This is a genomic window from Neobacillus drentensis (genome assembly GCF_021560175.1).
GTDB lineage: Bacteria > Bacillota > Bacilli > Bacillales > Cytobacillaceae > Neobacillus > Neobacillus drentensis_A.
Genome location: NZ_CP091110.1, coordinates 1,528,054 through 1,545,592, shown reverse-complemented (window position 1 = coordinate 1,545,592; position 17,539 = coordinate 1,528,054). Strand labels below are relative to the sequence as shown.

General features: G+C 39.0%; 14 protein-coding genes. All 14 read right to left on the bottom strand.

Annotated elements, in window-relative coordinates; genetic code table 11:
• Positions 1–97 precede the first annotated feature (97 nt).
• Positions 98–1,588, bottom strand: a complete 1,491-nt coding sequence (locus tag L1999_RS07230) for an ABC transporter substrate-binding protein (protein WP_235742932.1) — start codon at positions 1,586–1,588, stop codon at positions 98–100.
• A 134-nt stretch (positions 1,589–1,722) separates the two neighbouring features.
• Positions 1,723–3,339 (bottom strand): response regulator transcription factor, encoded by a 1,617-nt coding sequence (locus tag L1999_RS07225; protein ID WP_235742931.1) that lies wholly within the window; start codon positions 3,337–3,339, stop codon positions 1,723–1,725.
• Between the two features lie 20 nt (positions 3,340–3,359).
• A complete protein-coding gene (locus L1999_RS07220) occupies positions 3,360–5,084 on the bottom strand; it encodes a sensor histidine kinase (RefSeq protein WP_235742930.1) in 1,725 nt (574 codons plus the stop codon).
• Positions 5,085–5,316: 232 nt separating this feature from the next.
• The gene (gene dgoD / locus L1999_RS07215; protein WP_235742929.1) at positions 5,317–6,465 is read right to left on the bottom strand and encodes a galactonate dehydratase; all 1,149 of its coding nucleotides are present in this window, start codon (positions 6,463–6,465) and stop codon (positions 5,317–5,319) included.
• A 15-nt stretch (positions 6,466–6,480) separates the two neighbouring features.
• The gene (locus L1999_RS07210) at positions 6,481–7,503 is read right to left on the bottom strand and encodes a 2-dehydro-3-deoxygalactonokinase (RefSeq protein WP_235742928.1); all 1,023 of its coding nucleotides are present in this window, start codon (positions 7,501–7,503) and stop codon (positions 6,481–6,483) included.
• A gap of 36 nt (positions 7,504–7,539) precedes the next feature.
• On the bottom strand, positions 7,540–8,199 hold the full coding sequence (locus L1999_RS07205; RefSeq protein ID WP_235742927.1) for a bifunctional 4-hydroxy-2-oxoglutarate aldolase/2-dehydro-3-deoxy-phosphogluconate aldolase: 660 nt from the start codon (positions 8,197–8,199) through the stop codon (positions 7,540–7,542).
• Between the two features lie 20 nt (positions 8,200–8,219).
• Complete coding sequence (locus tag L1999_RS07200) at positions 8,220–9,044, bottom strand: carbohydrate ABC transporter permease (RefSeq protein WP_235742926.1); 825 nt, start codon at positions 9,042–9,044, stop codon at positions 8,220–8,222.
• The gene (locus L1999_RS07195) at positions 9,041–9,919 is read right to left on the bottom strand and encodes a carbohydrate ABC transporter permease (RefSeq protein ID WP_235742925.1); all 879 of its coding nucleotides are present in this window, start codon (positions 9,917–9,919) and stop codon (positions 9,041–9,043) included. The genes L1999_RS07200 and L1999_RS07195 overlap by 4 nt, the downstream gene beginning before the upstream one ends.
• Positions 9,920–10,041: 122 nt before the next feature.
• On the bottom strand, positions 10,042–11,367 hold the full coding sequence (locus L1999_RS07190) for an ABC transporter substrate-binding protein (protein ID WP_235742924.1): 1,326 nt from the start codon (positions 11,365–11,367) through the stop codon (positions 10,042–10,044).
• Positions 11,368–11,566: 199 nt separating this feature from the next.
• Positions 11,567–12,319 carry an IclR family transcriptional regulator gene (locus L1999_RS07185; RefSeq protein ID WP_235742923.1) on the bottom strand — a complete coding sequence of 251 codons (753 nt, stop codon included), beginning with the start codon at positions 12,317–12,319 and terminating at the stop codon, positions 11,567–11,569.
• 209 nt (positions 12,320–12,528) lie between these two features.
• Complete coding sequence (locus L1999_RS07180) at positions 12,529–14,022, bottom strand: ABC transporter substrate-binding protein (protein ID WP_235742922.1); 1,494 nt, start codon at positions 14,020–14,022, stop codon at positions 12,529–12,531.
• A gap of 68 nt (positions 14,023–14,090) precedes the next feature.
• Entirely contained in the window at positions 14,091–15,785 is a 1,695-nt protein-coding gene (locus L1999_RS07175; RefSeq protein ID WP_235742921.1) for a CocE/NonD family hydrolase, read from the bottom strand.
• A 28-nt stretch (positions 15,786–15,813) separates the two neighbouring features.
• The gene (locus L1999_RS07170) at positions 15,814–16,116 is read right to left on the bottom strand and encodes an AtuA-related protein (protein WP_235742920.1); all 303 of its coding nucleotides are present in this window, start codon (positions 16,114–16,116) and stop codon (positions 15,814–15,816) included.
• The gene (locus L1999_RS07165; protein ID WP_235742919.1) at positions 16,113–17,468 is read right to left on the bottom strand and encodes an acyclic terpene utilization AtuA family protein; all 1,356 of its coding nucleotides are present in this window, start codon (positions 17,466–17,468) and stop codon (positions 16,113–16,115) included. Before L1999_RS07165 ends, L1999_RS07170 begins: the two co-directional genes overlap by 4 nt.
• Positions 17,469–17,539: the final 71 nt, after the last annotated feature.

Below are 17,539 nucleotides of genomic sequence, written 5' to 3'. Positions count from 1 at the left end.
ATATACATTCAATATTTTGGGTTGGAAGCGGAAGAACCGTCCCCATGATTCTATGAAAAAGAGAACTAGTTTCACACTAGCTCTCTTTTGCTGTTCCTTATTGCTTTTTCTTCCAAGCTTCAAACTGTTTTTCTTTTTCGGCCATAATTTTATTTAGTCCTGCAGCTTTTAGCTTTTTATTAAACTCCGGCAGGCTCTTTTCTGGATCCAAGGTACCAGATTCAATGCCTACTTTATACTGATTAATTACGTTTGTTGAAGCGGCCATTTCTGTTTTCACTGGATCTGGGTCAAATGTAAAACCAAAGGCAGGAGAGAAAATAGCTGAATCATTATGTTTCTTCATGACTTCCCAGTAATTTGCTGGATTTCCTTCCCATGGATAGGTCAGAAAGTTATTCCCAATTTGCCATTGTCCAAAAACATATTTAGATTCTTTGACATTATCAGGTAATTTAATCGTTCCGTCAGATTTAACTTGATAATGCTTCCCTTCGATACCGTTATCAAGTAAATTCATAATATCTTTATCCGAGTAAAGTAAATTAATAAATTCCATTGCTTTTTCTGGATTTTGGCTGTTTCTGGCAATGGATAAGTTAAAGCCTGTTGCTGCATCCGTGTATGAATACACATCAGATAATTTCACAGATACCATGTCATATCCTGTGATTCCTTTTTCTTGAACATCAAAACCAGGTTTCATATGGGAAAAATATCCAAACCCTTTATTAGCCTTCACAATATTGGCAGCTGCGTCTTGTGATGTCGCTGCATCCTTCAAGATATAGCCGGCCTTGAACCACTTTCTAGTCAAATTAACTGCATCCACATATTCAGGTTCTTCAAACATATTGACAACTTTCTTGTCTTTAAAGGATACCACTCCAAGGCTGTCCCCTAAAACATCGAATTTCCCACCTGCAAGCACAGTGGCCGTCGTTGTTATTCCAGTGTTGACAATTGGAGTTAAAGTTGGTTCCTTTTCTTTGACCACTTTAAATACATTTTCCAAATCTGCAAATGTTTTAACCTGCGAAAGATCAATTTTATATTTATCGACAATATCCTTCCTCATGACAAATCCATAATAAGAACCCCAGTCACGGATACTTGGAATACCATATATTTTACCATTTACTTTATTACCTTCTAAAATCCGTTTAGGCACTGTATTTAAGATATCTTTGCCCTTTGATTGAACCAAATCATCTAATGCAAGAAGCTGTCCTTTTGCCGCCTGTGTGCTATAGCCAAAAAAGGATGAGGTAACCAACAAATCTAATTTTTCATTCCCTGTCAGCATTAGATTCGATTGCTGCTGATAGTTTGCTCCGTTAATTGGTACTAGTTTAACGGTAGCATTGATTTTCTTTTTAACTATTTTATTAATTTCATCCTGGACAAATGGAAGATCATCTATCTTTGTAAAGGTAATATACGCCATGTTAATCTGATAAGGCTGACCCTTTGAGTTCGTACCATCATTATTACTTGTACTGCTTTCCTTTGAACTGCAGCCGGCTAAAACTAATACAGCTGACATGACGAACAGTAAAAACCGTGTTATTGCCTTAAAGTGCTTCATCCTTTTTCTCTCCCCCTTATAATCTTGTCGAATCAATGATACGTTTATTTGAAAGCGTTACCACCAATCTAATTCTTAGTATAGAGGATGGGAGAAAAAACACTTACTAGAAATACGACTTTTTATTTTGGTTATTACGACTTTTCCGAAAATATCGACTTCTTTCGGTACTCCATTGGATTTAACTTTGTCATTTTCTTAAAAATTGTGGAAAAATAGGAAAAATTTGAATACCCAGATGATAATGCCACTTCACTTACAGGTGAATTTGTTTCTATTAATAGTTTTTTAGCGTATTCAATCCGTTGCTGCTGAAGGTAGTCTGATATAGAAAATCCCGTTTGTTTTTTAAAAAGTCTTGTTAGATAGTCTGGATTTAAATAAACGAAATTGGCAATATCTTCACGGGATAACCGCTGTTCACCAAGATTCTCATGAATATACTTTATGGCTATATCGACGACCGACCCTTTTTCTTGAGGCAAATGCAGTTGATCCATGGCTACATCTGCTATATATATGACCCAATCACGGAGCGAGTTTAAAGATTTCAAAACTCGTTGCGGCTTTTCAGTCAGCAGGTTTTGTGAGTAAACTTGATTGGCTTGAATTCCTTTTACCTGAAGAACATAAAAAATTAATTGCAAAAAATCTTGATAAAACAAATGTAATGATTGTGCAGTTAGATTTTCATCTGACTTTTTCCAATTGGTAAAATACAGATGAATAGCATTTAAAAACTTATCTTTGGGACCACTTTTCATTAAATTTGTCCAATCAGTGGTAGGCAGTAATGGGGAAGAACCTAAACGTTCTTTATTTCGGGTACAAATCATTGTTTTATTACTCTCGGTTACATTATTTCGATCAAATTCCTGCAAGTTTTGGACCATTCTGACTAAATCCTCAATAGGTACTGGATTTCCTATGTAGCCGCAAAGATCACAAAGAAAAAACTGAGCAAATTCCAAAATAAACTGGTTACAATTATCATGAAACTCTTTTAAATTAATAGGTGTTTCCAAAGCAATAATCATTAAGACATAACCAACTTCTAAATTAAGGACATATCCATCCATTTTATATTCTTCGATAATTTCAGTAAGAGCTTTATTTAAAGCATATTGGCTCACTTTTTCTTCATGGACCGATAGTTTCTCTTTCCATTCTTGAACATGGAATAAAATAGGCAGGAAAGTATCTGAATCTGTATAAGATAAATGATACCTCATCATTTGTTTATTAATTATTTCTTTTGTTGTTGGGAAAGCTTGTTGGATCAGGTCTAACCAGAACCGTTCTTGCATAACAGAATGGTGGGATTCCTTTAATCGATGATACGATTTCTCTACCATTCTTGTTTCTCGGTCTTTTTTGATCTTCTCTAATGCATCATGAATTACAGCCTCAAGTTCTTGATAGTCCACTGGTTTGAGTAAATAGTTAAAACTTTTCAATTGCAAGGCCTTTTTCGCATAGATAAAATCTGAATGGCAGGTTAAAAAAATTGCTTCCGTTTCGGTGTAGTGTTCACGTACCCACTTTAACAAGTCCAGGCCGGAACCTTTAGGCATTTCAATATCACATAATAACAAATCAACTTTGTGATTTAAGAATACCTCTTGCGCTTGTCTAAAGTTATTCGCCGTATAAACTGAGGTGATATCATGCTTTTCCCAATTTACCCCAGCCTGTACACCTCGAATGGAATGAATTTCATCATCTACGATAAGAACATGGAATTGACTCATAAACCATACCACCTTTTAATTTAAATTAAATCGTAAGGAATTTGTAATCGGACCGTCGCGCCCTTACCCTGTTCATTGGAAAATCGTATCGCTGCCTTTTCTCCGTATAACAAACTTAGTCTCTGTTTTACATTCCAAATCCCTATTCGCTCCCCTTCCTCATTGGTTAAAGAATGCTCTTCACTTAAACTTTGTAAAACATCCTCTGGGAACCCTTCTCCTGTATCTTGCATTTTAATGTTTAAAAACTTAGAATCTACTTCTCTCATTACCTCTATATAAATATTAAGAGAGTCATCAAGATTAAAGGCATGTTTTATGGAGTTTTCGACAATTGTTTGAATGACTAATGGAGGTATTTTGCAATTTAAAAATTCTGGTGGTGATTCAATATAATAGTTAAAGGAATCAGGGAATCGAAGCTGCTGAATTTTCAAATAATTTTCCGTGTGTTTTAATTCATCCTCCAATTTAACAAAATACGAATTACTGCGACACATAAACCGGAAATAGTTGGCCAGACATTTTGCCATCTCCTGAATGATTGAAAAATCCTTTACTGTAGCCAGATTATAAATGATATTCAATGAATTAAGAAAAAAGTGCGGGTTGATCTGCAGCTGTAAATGTTTTAATTCCGCCTTTTGTAAATTTAGCTTTTCTTCATATACATTAATTTTCAAATCCTTAATTTCCGAAACCATATGGTTAAAGGTACCATTCATCATCCGAAATTCCGTCGAATTCCGATTCGCAGGAAGACGAATATCGAGATCTCCTTTTCGCAGTTTCTTCATAGCGGAGACAATTTGATTGATAGGTTGTAGAAAAACTTTTCTCATAATAAAGATAAAAAATAGTAGAAACAATACGGCTAATAAAGTGATTAACGACGAAATCCTCTGTAAAAATGGAAGTTTCTCGAGAATTTCCTTCTCGGGAATTAATGCTGCAAGATAGAAATTAGCTTGTGATGATTTCTTTTTCATTAATACAAACCGATCTTTTTCCCCAGTTATGACATACCTTTTCTGTTTAATGGTTAAATCGATCTGTTCCTTCTTAATAAAGGCTTTATTAGTAATGGGTTCAAAGTTAGAAGTTGCCAGCAATGCCCTTCCTGTATCACCAAAATCAATATATTTAAACGGAGTAATAAGTTTGTCCATATTTACCCAGGCGCCAACATATACTCCATTAACGTTATAATATTGTATAAGGTAATAACTTTGTTTCCCCTTCCAGATATTCCAAGTCCCTTCTCGAAGTTCATTTGGTTTCTTCTCAAGTAACTGAGAAATTTCATCTCTTGCTTCATAGCGCTTAAAATAATCTTCTGAAGAATTTTGTGTAAATAATAAATCCTTATGGGCCTCCGAGTAAATAAAAATGGAATCAATGGAAGTGTATAAATAAGATTGATTGGTAATCGTATTAAATAAACGAATTTTTGCTTCTTCATAATCATTAGAATCTAAGGAGTCATTATATTGAAGATAATATAAGTCGGTATTGTTCTGGGTCATTTGAAAGATATATTTCCCAGCACCATCTAATCCTTTATCAATTTGGTCCATATAAATGTTCAGCATATTTTTGTTTGACTGGGCTACCTGACTCCTGATTACTTCGACCGCATAATAGTTATTTACAATGTGAACAACGATTAGCGGACCAATAATAAACAACACACTAAAAAAGAGTTTAAATAGCAACGAGTTAAAAATAGGCTTTATCGTCCACATTGGTAGCCCTCCTGATGTAATCCCTTACAAACTGCTAAATCTTATTATACATGATTTATTTTTCAAATAATGAAATTATTTTAAATTATTTGTCGGCAAATTCATTCTAAATTCCTATATCAATTACCCTCGAGGAACTTTACACAAAACAAAAAGGCTATCAAATTGACAGCCCTTTACTACCTAATGAAAAATAAACACTCATTCCTGCAAGAAAGATAACCCAAATTGCTTACCACTCGGCAATGCTTCCATCCTTATGCCGCCAAACAGGATTTCGCCAATTGTGACCGACAGCAGCTTGCTTTCTCACAAACTCCTCGTCAATCTCAATCCCTAGCCCTGGCCCTTGCGGAATCAAAACATATCCATCCTTATACTCAAAAACGGATTTATCCTTAATATAATCCAGCAGGTCATTACCTTGATTATAATGAATCCCTAAACTTTGTTCCTGTATAAAGGCATTATGTGCGGTTGCATCCACTTGAAGACAAGCCGAAAGAGCAATCGGACCTAATGGGCAGTGCGGTGCTAGTGCAACATCATAGGCTTCTGCCATCGAAGCAATTTTCTTGCATTCGGTAATCCCGCCTGCATGCGACAAATCCGGCTGAATAATGTCAACATGGCCTTCAGCTAGAATAGATTTAAAGTCCCAGCGCGAAAACATCCGTTCTCCTGTGGCAATCGGGATGGAAGTATGCTGAGCAATCTCTTTTAATGCTTCATTATTTTCAGACAACACAGGCTCCTCAATAAACATAGGACGGAACTGTTCCAATTCCTTTGCTAGAATTTTGGCCATTGGTTTATGCACACGTCCATGAAAATCAATTCCGATTCCAATATACGGTCCGACCGATTCACGAACCGCCGCTATCCGCTCCAATACCTGGTCAATTTTTTCATACGAATCAACATACTGAAGCTCTTCTGTTCCATTCATCTTTACTGCCGTAAAGCCGGCGTCGACTACCTTCTTGGCCGCATGACCGACTTCAGATGGACGGTCTCCCCCAATCCACGAATAGACTCTAATGGAATCCCGGCAGGCCCCTCCTAAAAGCTGGTATACAGGAGCATTATAGTATTTCCCTTTAATATCCCAAAGCGCTTGGTCAATTCCAGAAATGGCACTCATCAGGATTGGGCCGCCGCGGTAAAATCCGGAACGATATAACATACTCCAATGATCTTCAATCCGTAAGGGATCCTTGCCAATTAGATATTCCATTAATTCTTCCACACAAGCCTTAACGGTTGAGGCCCTTCCTTCAATAACCGGTTCTCCCCAGCCCACGATTCCATCATCCGTTTCTATTTTTAAAAATAACCACCGTGGAGGAACTTGAAAAAGCTCATAACTGCGTATTTTCATCCAAAACACCCCTAATTAATCTATTAAACTGGTAACATCAGCGCATCTTGAAACAATCTCTTCTGCCCCGAAAACGACGGAATACTCAACCTGCTGGTCATTCGCCTCCATAACTTTCCAATTCTTATTGCTATACCTTAATAAGTGGGCAAATACCTTGCGTAATGGATTGGAACCGCCTACAATACACCATTGGATATCATCGGACTTTTCCAATGATTGAAAAAGAGCCTGAAGGTCAGTATAGATCACAGCACCTGTAAAATAATTAGCCCGCTGGTTCGCATCCAGATTCGCAAATAAATGGAACAAGCGAACATGATAGAACGTCCTTGTTAATCCATATTTCTTTGCAGCTTCAAACCCCTTCTCAAGCATTCTCTCGTCAATAACTTCCACTAACTTTTGATCCAGTGAGCTGGAAAGAATCGTTTCCTTTTGAAGAGCTTGAAGTGTTTCCCCCCCTAAAGTGGATAAGCAGTATAACAACTGCTTGTGCTCGTCGACGGCTACAAACTTGGTATGAGAACCTGGAAGGATCATCATTCCCTTGCCTTTTACCTTCAATTGCTTCAATAACCCAAATGTTTCCACTTCTTCCCCCCGCATAACATCAAAAGCATTAATAGGAGGAAACGCATCATCTGAACTATCGTATATAACCGAATTTTTCATCCCCGGAATAAAGATACAAGGGATATCAAAAAATTCTTTAAGTTTTACTGCTTTAGAACACCTTGCAAAGTCAGTTACACCCGCAGGGCTTGGAATGTGAGGAATTTCATATACTCCAAGATTCGAGGTAATCATCCCTGATGCAATAATATATCCGATGTCAGAGGCTGCTAATTGATTTTTCATTAGTAATCGTGCTATTCCCTCACTTAATTTAGCTTTCAGATGGTCATGGTCCCCTGAAATCACTGTATCTCTTACCCCTACACGAATCTTCTCAGCATCAAGGACTTGGCTGGTTGTTCTATCGTAAAGCCTTATTCTGGAGTTGGTCGTTCCAGAATCGATTAGGATTACCTTCATTGCCAGCACCACTTTTCTTTTGAAATTCATATATGCTTAATCAAATGTTTGAGCAATGGCTGCGAAACAGGCTGCCCGTCTTTCAATCTCTGCATAATCACCTGACATCACAAGCTTTTCATCTACAAGTGAACTGCCAATTCCCAAGGCGCTTGCTCCTGCCTGTAAATAATCCGCCGCATTCTCGAGCGAAATCCCTCCAACAGCCATTGTTTCGACAAAAGGTAACGGACCTTTTAAGTCTGATAGATATTTAGGCCCAAGAGATCTAATCGGGAATATTTTAACCATTTGAGCCCCGTATTCATAAGCAGTCAGTGCCTCCGTAGGGGTCATGACTCCCGGGATAATCGGTACATTATAGCGATTTGCTGTTTCAATCGTTTCTTTTTTCGATGTTGGGGTGAGAATAAAGTCTGCACCAGACAGAATGGCAAGTCTTGCCGTCTCTGAATCTAGTACTGTCCCTGCCCCCATCAGCAATTCCGGATACTTCTCCTTCATCCGTTCAATCCCAGCAAGAGCTCCAGGGGTATTCATCGTGATTTCAACCGCACGAATGCCCCCCCGATAAAGACTTCCCACCGTATTTTCCAGCCCTTTAAGAGAGTGACTGCGGATAATGGCCACCAGTTTTGTTTGTCTTATTTTTTCTAATGGCGAGGTTATCAATCTGCTCATCTCCTTTTCGCTCATCAAATTATCTGCCGACAGCCTTAGCCCTTTACACTTCCGCCCGTTAAACCCGCAATAATATAGCGCTGGGCAAATAGTGCCAATATCAGCACCGGTGCTGTGATGGTAACCGATGCCGCCATTAAGCCTCCCCAGTTTATATCGGAGTACGAAATGAAGTTAAAGATCGCAATCGGCAATGTTTTTGTGTTATCACCTGCAAGAATTAAAGAGAACATAAAGTTATTCCAAGAAAAAATAAACGCCAGAATGGAGGAGGTGACAATCCCCGGTCCAGAGATCGGAAGCATTACTCGGATAAACGCAGTAGGAATCGAACAGCCATCTACCCGTGCGGATTCCTCCAGTTCATGGGGAAGCCCTTCAAAAAACGGAATCATTATCCAAATAATAAATGGCATCGTGACTAGCATATGGCTCAAAATTAATGAGGTATACGTGTCGATTAACTGCAATTTTGAGAAAATAATAAACCAGGGAATAAGGAAGGATATCCCCGGTACAATTCTGGCAACAAGAATTAATAGTCCCAGGCCTTGCTGCTTATATTTGGCAATTGCGTAAGCGGCCGGAAGCCCAAGGATTAGTCCGAAAAGGGTCGCCCCTATCCCAACGACAAAGCTGTTCCAAATAAACTGAAGAAAAGAATATTCTTTAAAAATACTGATGTAGTTACTGAAATTAGCGGTGATATCAAAGATTTTAGAGGTATTCAATATTTGTACTTGCGTTTTGAATGACGCAAGAATCATCCAAAGGAAAGGTAGCAAGAACAAGAACAGGGCAAAGTAAACCCCCACATGAGTAAGGGCGACGCTGATTTTCTTAGGTTTTTTTCCACTCATAGGTTTACCCCCGCTCTTTTTCGTAATAGGATTGTAAAGATACTGATGGAGAGAACAATCACAAAGAAGACCATCAGCAGGGCCGAAGCCTGACCTATTTTAAAGTATTGGAACCCTAAGACATATCCGTAGATGTTAATGGTTTGCGATGACGTACCTGGTCCACCTTGTGTGGTTGCATAAATAATATCAAAGGTTTTTAACGCATCAATCATTCTAAGTAATATAGCAGAGTAAAGTGTTGGCTTTAAAAGAGGAAGCGTAATTTTGCTAAACGATTGCCATGTATTCGCTCCATCAATCATCGCTGCTTCATAGGGGTCCTTCGGCAGGGATACTAGACCCGCAAGCACGATTAATGCGATCATTGGTGTCCATTCCCAAACATCAATGAAGATTAACGAAGGCATGACAAGGTTTTGAGAAGTTAGCCATTCTTGTCCTGGCAATCCTAACTTATGTAAAAAAACATTCGCAATCCCAATGTTTGGCTCATAAATCAATACCCAGATTAACCCTACTGCAACAGGGGTGGCTACCATTGGCAGCAGGAATAAGGTCTTTACAATTCCTTTTCCAACAATATTCTGGTTCATTAAGATGGCAAGGCCCACTCCGAGTACCGTTTCAATTACAACGGAGGCAATAGTAAAGTAGAACATTAGTTTTAAAGATTTTATAAAAAGTTCATCATGAAAAAGCTCTGTATAATTTTGAAACGCTACCCACAAAGGGGGAGTAATGTTTGACATATTCCAATCATGAAAACTCAGCCAAAAGGTATAGCCTACAGGCATAACCATCATGAGCGCTACAAAAATCACAGCTGGCATAGTAAAAACCCACTTGATGTTCCGATCAATCCAGTTTGTCATTTTTCTGTTCCTCCTTACTAGGTCGTGGCTGGTCCTAAGACAAACGGCCTCAGAGAGCCCTCCGGTAAATCAAACCCAGATGGCTCACCGAAAGCCGTTAAGAATTAGGTTACATCAACTGTTTATTTTTCGCTTTCAAGAATCTTTTGGAATTCTCCATCCGCTTTTTCTGCAGCTGCCTTTACATCTTTGCCTTCAATGGCTGCTAGAATGACATCACCAATGGTGTCGCGTGCATTTCCAACATTGATAACAACTGGACGATCATAAGGCACACCTTTCTCCCCGCCATTCGCAGCAATCGCTTCTGCTAAATCTTTCGGGAATTTCGCCGTTCCTTCTGAAGATTCCCAGACGGAGATACGCGCACCAGGATTTCCCTCTGCTTGAAGCTTCATAACCATTTCTTTGCTTTCTACCCACTTAATAAACTGCCATGCAGCATCCTTCTTTTCAGAGTTCGCACCAATACCAAGACCCCAAGAAGTAACATTATAAGGCTTGGCACCATTTGGTCCAGCTGGGAATGGCGCAAATCCAACCTTGTCTGCAACCTGTGATTTAGCTGGATCCGTTGCATTTGTGAATAAAGAGGAAGCATCTGTATAGAACGCTGCCTTTCCTTGAGTAAACACCGCCATTGCTTCTGGCCAGCTCATGTTTAAAGTACCTTTTGGCCCATATTTATTTAACAGATTTCCATAATAACTAAAGGCTTCAATCGCTTCAGGAGAAGTCAGTGTAGATTTCCCATCCTTCATGAAGTCACCGCCAAATCCATATAGGAAGCTGGAGAACTGAGTAACAGCAGCGGCCCGTTTACCACGTGCAACAAACCCAGATACACCTTTAGCAGGGTCATTTAATTGCTTGGCTGCTTTTTCAAGTTCTTCGAGTGTCTTCGGAACCTCTAAACCTGCTTTTTCTAAAAGGTCCTTACGGTAGTATAGAACTTCCGTTTCCGTTACAAGCGGTAATCCAAATAGCTTTTCGCCATCCTTTACACTGCCTAAAGAGGATGGTATGAAATCATCCGTGTATCCCTTTTCTTTTGAAACATAACCAGTCATATCTGCAAAGTACCCGCTCTTATGGAACATCTTTCCGTCTTGAAGCGGACGGAACATGACTACGTCAATGTTCTTAGAGTTTGAAGCAAACTCTACTGCTGTTTTTTGGGTTAACTGGTCTTCAAAGTAGCTATCTATTTTCACTCTTATACCAGTCTCTTTTTCAAACTCTGGCAGCATCTTTTTGATAGACTCCGTCCATGGGTGGTTGGCTGCAACTACCCGAATTTCCTGTACTTTTTTCTCAGCCTTATTGGATGAATTTGAACCAGAGGATGTCTCCGAACCTCCACCGCAGCCTGCCAGTGAAGCACTAATCCCTACCGCTAACGCAAGAAACCCTACTGCTTTCTTAAAACCTACTAAACTCTTTTTCATAATCTTCCCCCTTATTTTTAATATACTAAAGATTGTGAATCTTGTTAGCGTTTTCATTATATGCTAGAGAAAAACGAATTACAATAGATTTTAAAAAATTTTTTTTAGTAGTAATGAATTTTTAAAAAAAATTTTCTTAATGTAATTCGTTTAGATATAAACCATAATTATATTGCCGAAATATTTTCTACTATTGGATTCAGATGGATCCGTAACCTAGACTATTTGATATTTTGGTAGAAGTTTCCAGCAGCTTCTCTAGGATAATTTCCCTTTGTTTTAGCATTCTTTCTTTCGGACCTGCCACACTGATTGCCGCCTGAATGGTATGGTTCACCCCATATACAGGTGCAGCAAGGCAATACAAGCCTTCCTCATTCTCTTCGTCATCAATAGAAAAACCCTGTTGAGCAAACAATTCCAGCTGTTGCAATAAGGACTCTTTATTAGTGATTGTCTTTTGGGTAATGGGCTCAAGTTTCAGTTGATTAATCATTTCTTCCTTCTTATTCGGTGGAAGAAATGATAAAAAAGCCTTTCCTAATCCAGTACAGTACAAAGGCTTGCTTTTTCCAGGTTCTGCAGTGGTACGTATGGAACGATTACTGCTTAGTTTTACTAGATAAACCAATTCGGAACCCTCAAGCATTGCCATAAAGACGGTCTCCTGCACTTCTTCCATCAACTGTTTAAGATAAGGCGTTCCTTGTGAAGAAATATCCAAGGAATCCATTGCTATATTCCCAAGTTGAACCAGTTTGGGACCCAGGTTATATTTTCTAAAGGCATCTGCAGTCAAGTACCTGTTTGTTAGCAATGTTTCAATTAAACCAGAGGTGCTGCTTTGTGGAATGGAAAGAGCTTCACTTATTTCCTTGATCGTTAATCCCTCTGGATACAGTGAAAGCAGCTCAAATACCCTTAACACCCGTTCTGCTGATTTGACAGACATCCATCCCCCCTCCTCTCTTAAATCACATATGTGATTTAATATCATATATATGATTTACAATTTTATGTTACTACAGGGAATATATTCTTGCAATACCAGTTTTAAAAATTCAGATATATTTTTTTAAAAAGATAAGTTCCCTCTCTCTAATACTTTTAATAACATAAAAGGCAAGGGAGCAATCTTATTGCCCCCTTGCCTTTTATGGATTATTGCATTTTCAACCACTTATCATATTGTTTTTGCTTCTCTTTAATAATCTTATCTAGGCCAGCTGCTTTTAACTTTTTATTAAATTCTACTAGTGTCTTATCAGGATCTAGTGTTCCAGATCCTAATCCATCCCGGTATTGATTGACCACATTTTGACATGCCGCAATTTCTGACTTCACTTGATTGACATCGAATGTAAAACCATAAGCTGGTGATTTAATCATGGAATCATTAAAACTCTGTAATTGCTTCCAGTGATCAAGATTGTCACCCTTCCAAACAGACGTTAGGAAGTTATTCCCAACCTCCCAGTTATTAAATACATACTTTGACTCCTTTATCCCTTCTGGCAAACTAATTGATCCATCAGAATTTTGGGCGTAATGTTTACCTTCTATTCCATTAGCGAGTAGATTCATAATATCTTTGTCACTATATAAAAGATTTAAAAATTCCATGGATTTTTCAGGATTTTCACTATTCTTCGAAATAGACATACCAAATGCTGTTGCACCACTTGTTGCCATATAACTATCTGATAGTTCCACAGAAACCATCTCATGACCAGTTAGCCTTGATTCTTGCGCTTCAAAACCAGGTTTTAAATTATTAAAGTAACCAAATCCTTTATTGGCTTTTACAATGTTTGCCGACGTTTCCTTTGATGTGGCAGCATCTTTCATAACGTATCCTGCTTCGTACCATTTTCTCGTTAAATGAATTTGATCTGTATAATCTTTATCTTCATATAAATTAATGATTTTCTTTGGATCACCATGATAGTTAATCGCTCCAAAACTGTCCCCTAATGAATCAAACATTCCACCAAGCCTGGAATCTGTTGCACCACTGCCTGTGTTTACAATTGGGGTTAAATTCGGTTCATTCTCTTTCACAATCTTAAATACGTCGGTTAAATCTTCATATGTCTTAACCTTAGAAAGATCAATATGATATTTATCAACCATATCCTTTCTCATTATAAAGCCATAATTAGCTCCAAACTCCCTGGCACTAGGGATTGCATAAATTTTACCATTCACTTTCGTTCCTTCCAGTACATCCTCAGAAAAGACTTTTAATATTCCTTTACCATGCGATTTTAGTAAATCATCTAAGGGAATAAATTCCCCTCTTGATGCCTGAAGAGCATAATTACCAAATATCGATGTGGAGAGGATAAGATCTAATTTTTCACCACTTGCTACCATCAATTTCGATTGATTATCCCATGCAGATACACTAATTGGTTCCAACTCGACAGTCGCATTTATTTTCTTTTTGGTAATCTTGTTTATTTCCTCCTGCACTTGTGGAAGGTCATCAAGATTTGTTCCAGTGCTCACGTAGGCCATTTTGATTTTATAACCTGATCCTTTGCCCCCGGATTCTATAGTTTCTGTATTACTTTTGCTAGAGCAAGCAGTTGTCACAAGGATCGTGACTAAAACGAGTAAAAATACCTTTACCATCAATCTAGTTTTTTTCATATTTTTCTCCCTCTATTTGTAGGTATGATTCTCTTAATCTTAACTATCTCTCTTTACAAAAATCCCACTCACCTTTCGATAGGAAGAATTAGGCGGGATTTGTAATCATCCCCAAAGTACAGTGTCTGGTTTACTGTTTTTGTGGATTCTTGCAATGACCAAATTCCCTCGTGATTGCTATGAATTGAGTATTGTGGAAAGTCAGATGAGGAAATATCTACACGCAGGCGTGAACCAGCCTTTAGCCTCCACGAAATATCCCACATGTCCAAATGTACTTCTACAATGTCACCCGGTTCATAAGCCAAACGGCTGCTTTCATCATTTTTTCTATAGGCAAGCGTTCCAATGCTCCCCCGGATGTTATACGTTCTGCCATCTTCGTGTATTTCCATTACTTTTGCGGTAAATGCTGTATCCTTGGCCTCAGAGCTAACATATAACTGTAATTTTATTTCCCCTAAAATTTCAAGATCCGTCTCAAGCGGCGGAGATACGAAACTTAAGACATCATCACGCCAACCGCATTCTGGCTGCGGCAAACTCCCGACTTCATTCATAGTACGCATCATGGATTCTGCACCATGAGATAAAACAGGCTGATCAGGATCATAAATATAGTGTAATTGGTCCTTTTTATCAGGTGCCTTTCTTTGCAGCATATATGCATCTTCATCACATTTGTCAGTTGAGAAAAAGTACTCCACCTGATCATTTTGGAAAGGGTATTCCCGTTTACTTTGCCAAAGGTCTGCACCAATTTTATATATTTTAACTCCCCCATCAGGTAAATCTTTTTGGACAAGAAAATTATAAAACCAATTAAACGCGTTTACTTCATCTGCATTTTCCAAATTTTCGGATTCAACCCCTTGCACGCATGGCATAAAACCATGATTCCATGCTCCTATACGGAAAACACTGTGCTCTTTTGCTTTTTGCGATAAATTTTGCCAAGTCTTGAAAGCACTCCCCAGGTGATGGTCATACCAGCCCCCGCCTATATAAATGGGGATTGTGACCTTTTTGGGTATATCAGCAAGTACTTTCCAAAACCCTTCACGCCAGTAACTGTCATCTCGGTTTGTGCTTGTAATCCAGCTCCGATACCAATCGAGACGTGCTCCCCACATCTCTTCATCAACCTTAATATGAGGACGGTATTTTGCAGACTCGATGTAGTCAGCCTTTACAGGGAAACCGGCGTTATCCATTGCCCATGAAGTCAGTACATCCTGTCTAAACATTCCATTTTTGTAGGCTGAGGTGAACCTATCTGTACCGTAATGTGTAAGGTACATGGTCTTCACCTTTTCTGGTACAATATCTGCTGCTGCCCATCCTGTAAGGGCAAGATACGAATTCCCTATGTACCCTATGCTCTCCACTTCATTCAAGCTGTTGAGCCAATCTAATGTATTCTTCCCATCGTTTCGTTCATTTACATTTGGCTTCCAATTCCCCTCTGAACCGCCTGTTCCTCTGCAAAATTGATAGACAAACATGAATCCCCGCTTGCAGTATTCTTCAGATTGGATACGAACGATACTTTCCATCCCAGGATAGCAGGTTCGTGTTAGAATCGCGGGAAAAGGACCATTTCCAAGGGGCTTATACACCACTGTACGCAGCCTCACACCATCATCCATCGCTAACATAATTTCTTCAGGATCTTGTAAATCAACTTTCGGCTTAACTTCTAGACTAGCGTATTGCTGTTTAATGTATTGCTGAATTCCCTCTAACCAGTCGTTTTCATCCATAACCAGCCCCCCTGCCTTCGCTATCTTCTTAATTAAGATCCATTTCCAGCATAAGTCCGCTTAATGACTTCCCGTGTTTATCCAGTGCAAGTGAGCGTGTGACACCGCCCCCAAGTGTGTTTTCCAGAACAAAATTTAAGGCTCCCAAACTAGGCACTTCATATCGTTTCACTCTAGTTGCCCCTATCTTTGTAAACCATGCCAAAACTTTATCTTCTGTCAGCTGTTCGCAGAGACACGGATAGTCTTCCTTACTATAAGCGATTACAGATATGGTCGAAATATTTCCCTTGTCACCAGTGCGTGAGTGTGCAATCTGATATAACTTCATTGTGCAGGACCTCCAACCCATGTAATGCCGAAATTCACATTTTCTTCGGGTATCAGCACAGATGCAACTGATATGATGTCTGTGAAATCACCTCTGGCTCCGCCTCCACCTGCAGGTCCATTCACATATAAAGATTCTACTTCACGAGCAGCGATTTCTGCGGTTTCTTTATGATCTGTCCTCATCGATACACGTAAACGAACCTCATTTGGTTCTGTCTTTTCTAATTGAACTGTTGCTGCTCCAAATAGACTATTGATTCCAATCAAATCCGTCCGCAACTCTTTATAATCCACCTTTAGTATTTCTAAGCGTTTTTTAATCACTTCTTCTGCAAGTTGAGCACGGGCCACACAATTATGTCCCCCATAACTTATTTCACCTTCGCCAATAAAACCATCCAGATAGCCAACACTTACCTTTAATAAGCCGGTTCTTCTTTTCCCGGCAGCTCCTTTTACTAGCACTTTATTGCCACCAAGTTCCTCCACCGTAATATTAGAAAAATCAGCCACTACATCCGGTGTAATATAGTTCATGGGATCTTGCACTTCGTAAAGCAACTGCTCTTTTACAGTTAAATTGTTTAAAATTCCTCCGGTATCTGGAAGCTTTTCAATCACCATGTTACCGTTTTCAAAAAATGTCAGGATTGGAAATGCTAAATTCCACAAATCCGGTACATCCTTATAACCCGGGTCGGCAAAATATCCGCCTGTTACCTGCCCTGCACATTCCAAAAGATGCCCAGCTGCAACTGTTTTGCCGAGAAACTCATAATCGCTATAGGATCGGCGAAATTCATACATTATGGGACCTGTTGCTAACGAAGGATCAGCAGCACGGCCTGTTACAACAATATCTGCTCCTTCTGCAAGTGCTGTAGAAATGGCTTGTCCGCCTATATATGCGTTGGCCGAAATGATATTGTCCCTGATTGTTTCAAGTTTATCTCCCGTTTCCATCATAGGCATTTGGCTATAGTTATTGATTATACTCAATACGTCATCACCGCTAACAGCAGCAATTTTCAATTGATTTAGCCCGTTTTTACAAGCAATTTCATAGATTTTCTTTGCTGCTGCTACAGGGTTGGCTGCTCCCATATTTGTAATGATTTTAACCGGATGGTCCTTAAGCAATGGAATGACTTTATCCATACGATATTCTAGAAGATAATTGTAACCTTTGTCTGAATTGGAACGCTTCTCCTTTTGGGCAAGAGCAATAGTTCTTTCTGCCAAGCATTCAAAAATGATATAGTCCACATTCCCCCTGATAATGTTATCCAGTGCAGGTTCTATTCGATCTCCCGCAAACCCTGCTCCAGCAGCAATTCTGATTGACTTCATTTTTTCATCTCCGAGTAGTTTGTCTATCTTTCTATCTGTTCTATCTATATTTTAATCGGCAAGGGTATTAT

What these genes read in the sequence shown, in the direction of transcription:
- L1999_RS07220 (WP_235742930.1), bottom strand. Translation starts at nt 5,084, where the DNA reads ATGTGGACGATAAAGCCTATTTTTAACTCGTTGCTATTTAAACTCTTT.
- L1999_RS07185 (WP_235742923.1), bottom strand. Translation starts at nt 12,319, where the DNA reads ATGTCTGTCAAATCAGCAGAACGGGTGTTAAGGGTATTTGAGCTGCTT.
- L1999_RS07170 (WP_235742920.1), bottom strand. Translation starts at nt 16,116, where the DNA reads ATGAAGTTATATCAGATTGCACACTCACGCACTGGTGACAAGGGAAAT.
- L1999_RS07210 (WP_235742928.1), bottom strand. Translation starts at nt 7,503, where the DNA reads ATGAAGGTAATCCTAATCGATTCTGGAACGACCAACTCCAGAATAAGG.
- dgoD (WP_235742929.1), bottom strand. Translation starts at nt 6,465, where the DNA reads ATGAAAATACGCAGTTATGAGCTTTTTCAAGTTCCTCCACGGTGGTTA.
- L1999_RS07165 (WP_235742919.1), bottom strand. Translation starts at nt 17,468, where the DNA reads ATGAAGTCAATCAGAATTGCTGCTGGAGCAGGGTTTGCGGGAGATCGA.
- L1999_RS07190 (WP_235742924.1), bottom strand. Translation starts at nt 11,367, where the DNA reads ATGAAAAAGAGTTTAGTAGGTTTTAAGAAAGCAGTAGGGTTTCTTGCG.
- L1999_RS07180 (WP_235742922.1), bottom strand. Translation starts at nt 14,022, where the DNA reads ATGAAAAAAACTAGATTGATGGTAAAGGTATTTTTACTCGTTTTAGTC.
- L1999_RS07200 (WP_235742926.1), bottom strand. Translation starts at nt 9,044, where the DNA reads ATGAGTGGAAAAAAACCTAAGAAAATCAGCGTCGCCCTTACTCATGTG.
- L1999_RS07175 (WP_235742921.1), bottom strand. Translation starts at nt 15,785, where the DNA reads ATGGATGAAAACGACTGGTTAGAGGGAATTCAGCAATACATTAAACAG.
- L1999_RS07225 (WP_235742931.1), bottom strand. Translation starts at nt 3,339, where the DNA reads ATGAGTCAATTCCATGTTCTTATCGTAGATGATGAAATTCATTCCATT.
- L1999_RS07205 (WP_235742927.1), bottom strand. Translation starts at nt 8,199, where the DNA reads ATGAGCGAAAAGGAGATGAGCAGATTGATAACCTCGCCATTAGAAAAA.
- L1999_RS07195 (WP_235742925.1), bottom strand. Translation starts at nt 9,919, where the DNA reads ATGACAAACTGGATTGATCGGAACATCAAGTGGGTTTTTACTATGCCA.
- L1999_RS07230 (WP_235742932.1), bottom strand. Translation starts at nt 1,588, where the DNA reads ATGAAGCACTTTAAGGCAATAACACGGTTTTTACTGTTCGTCATGTCA.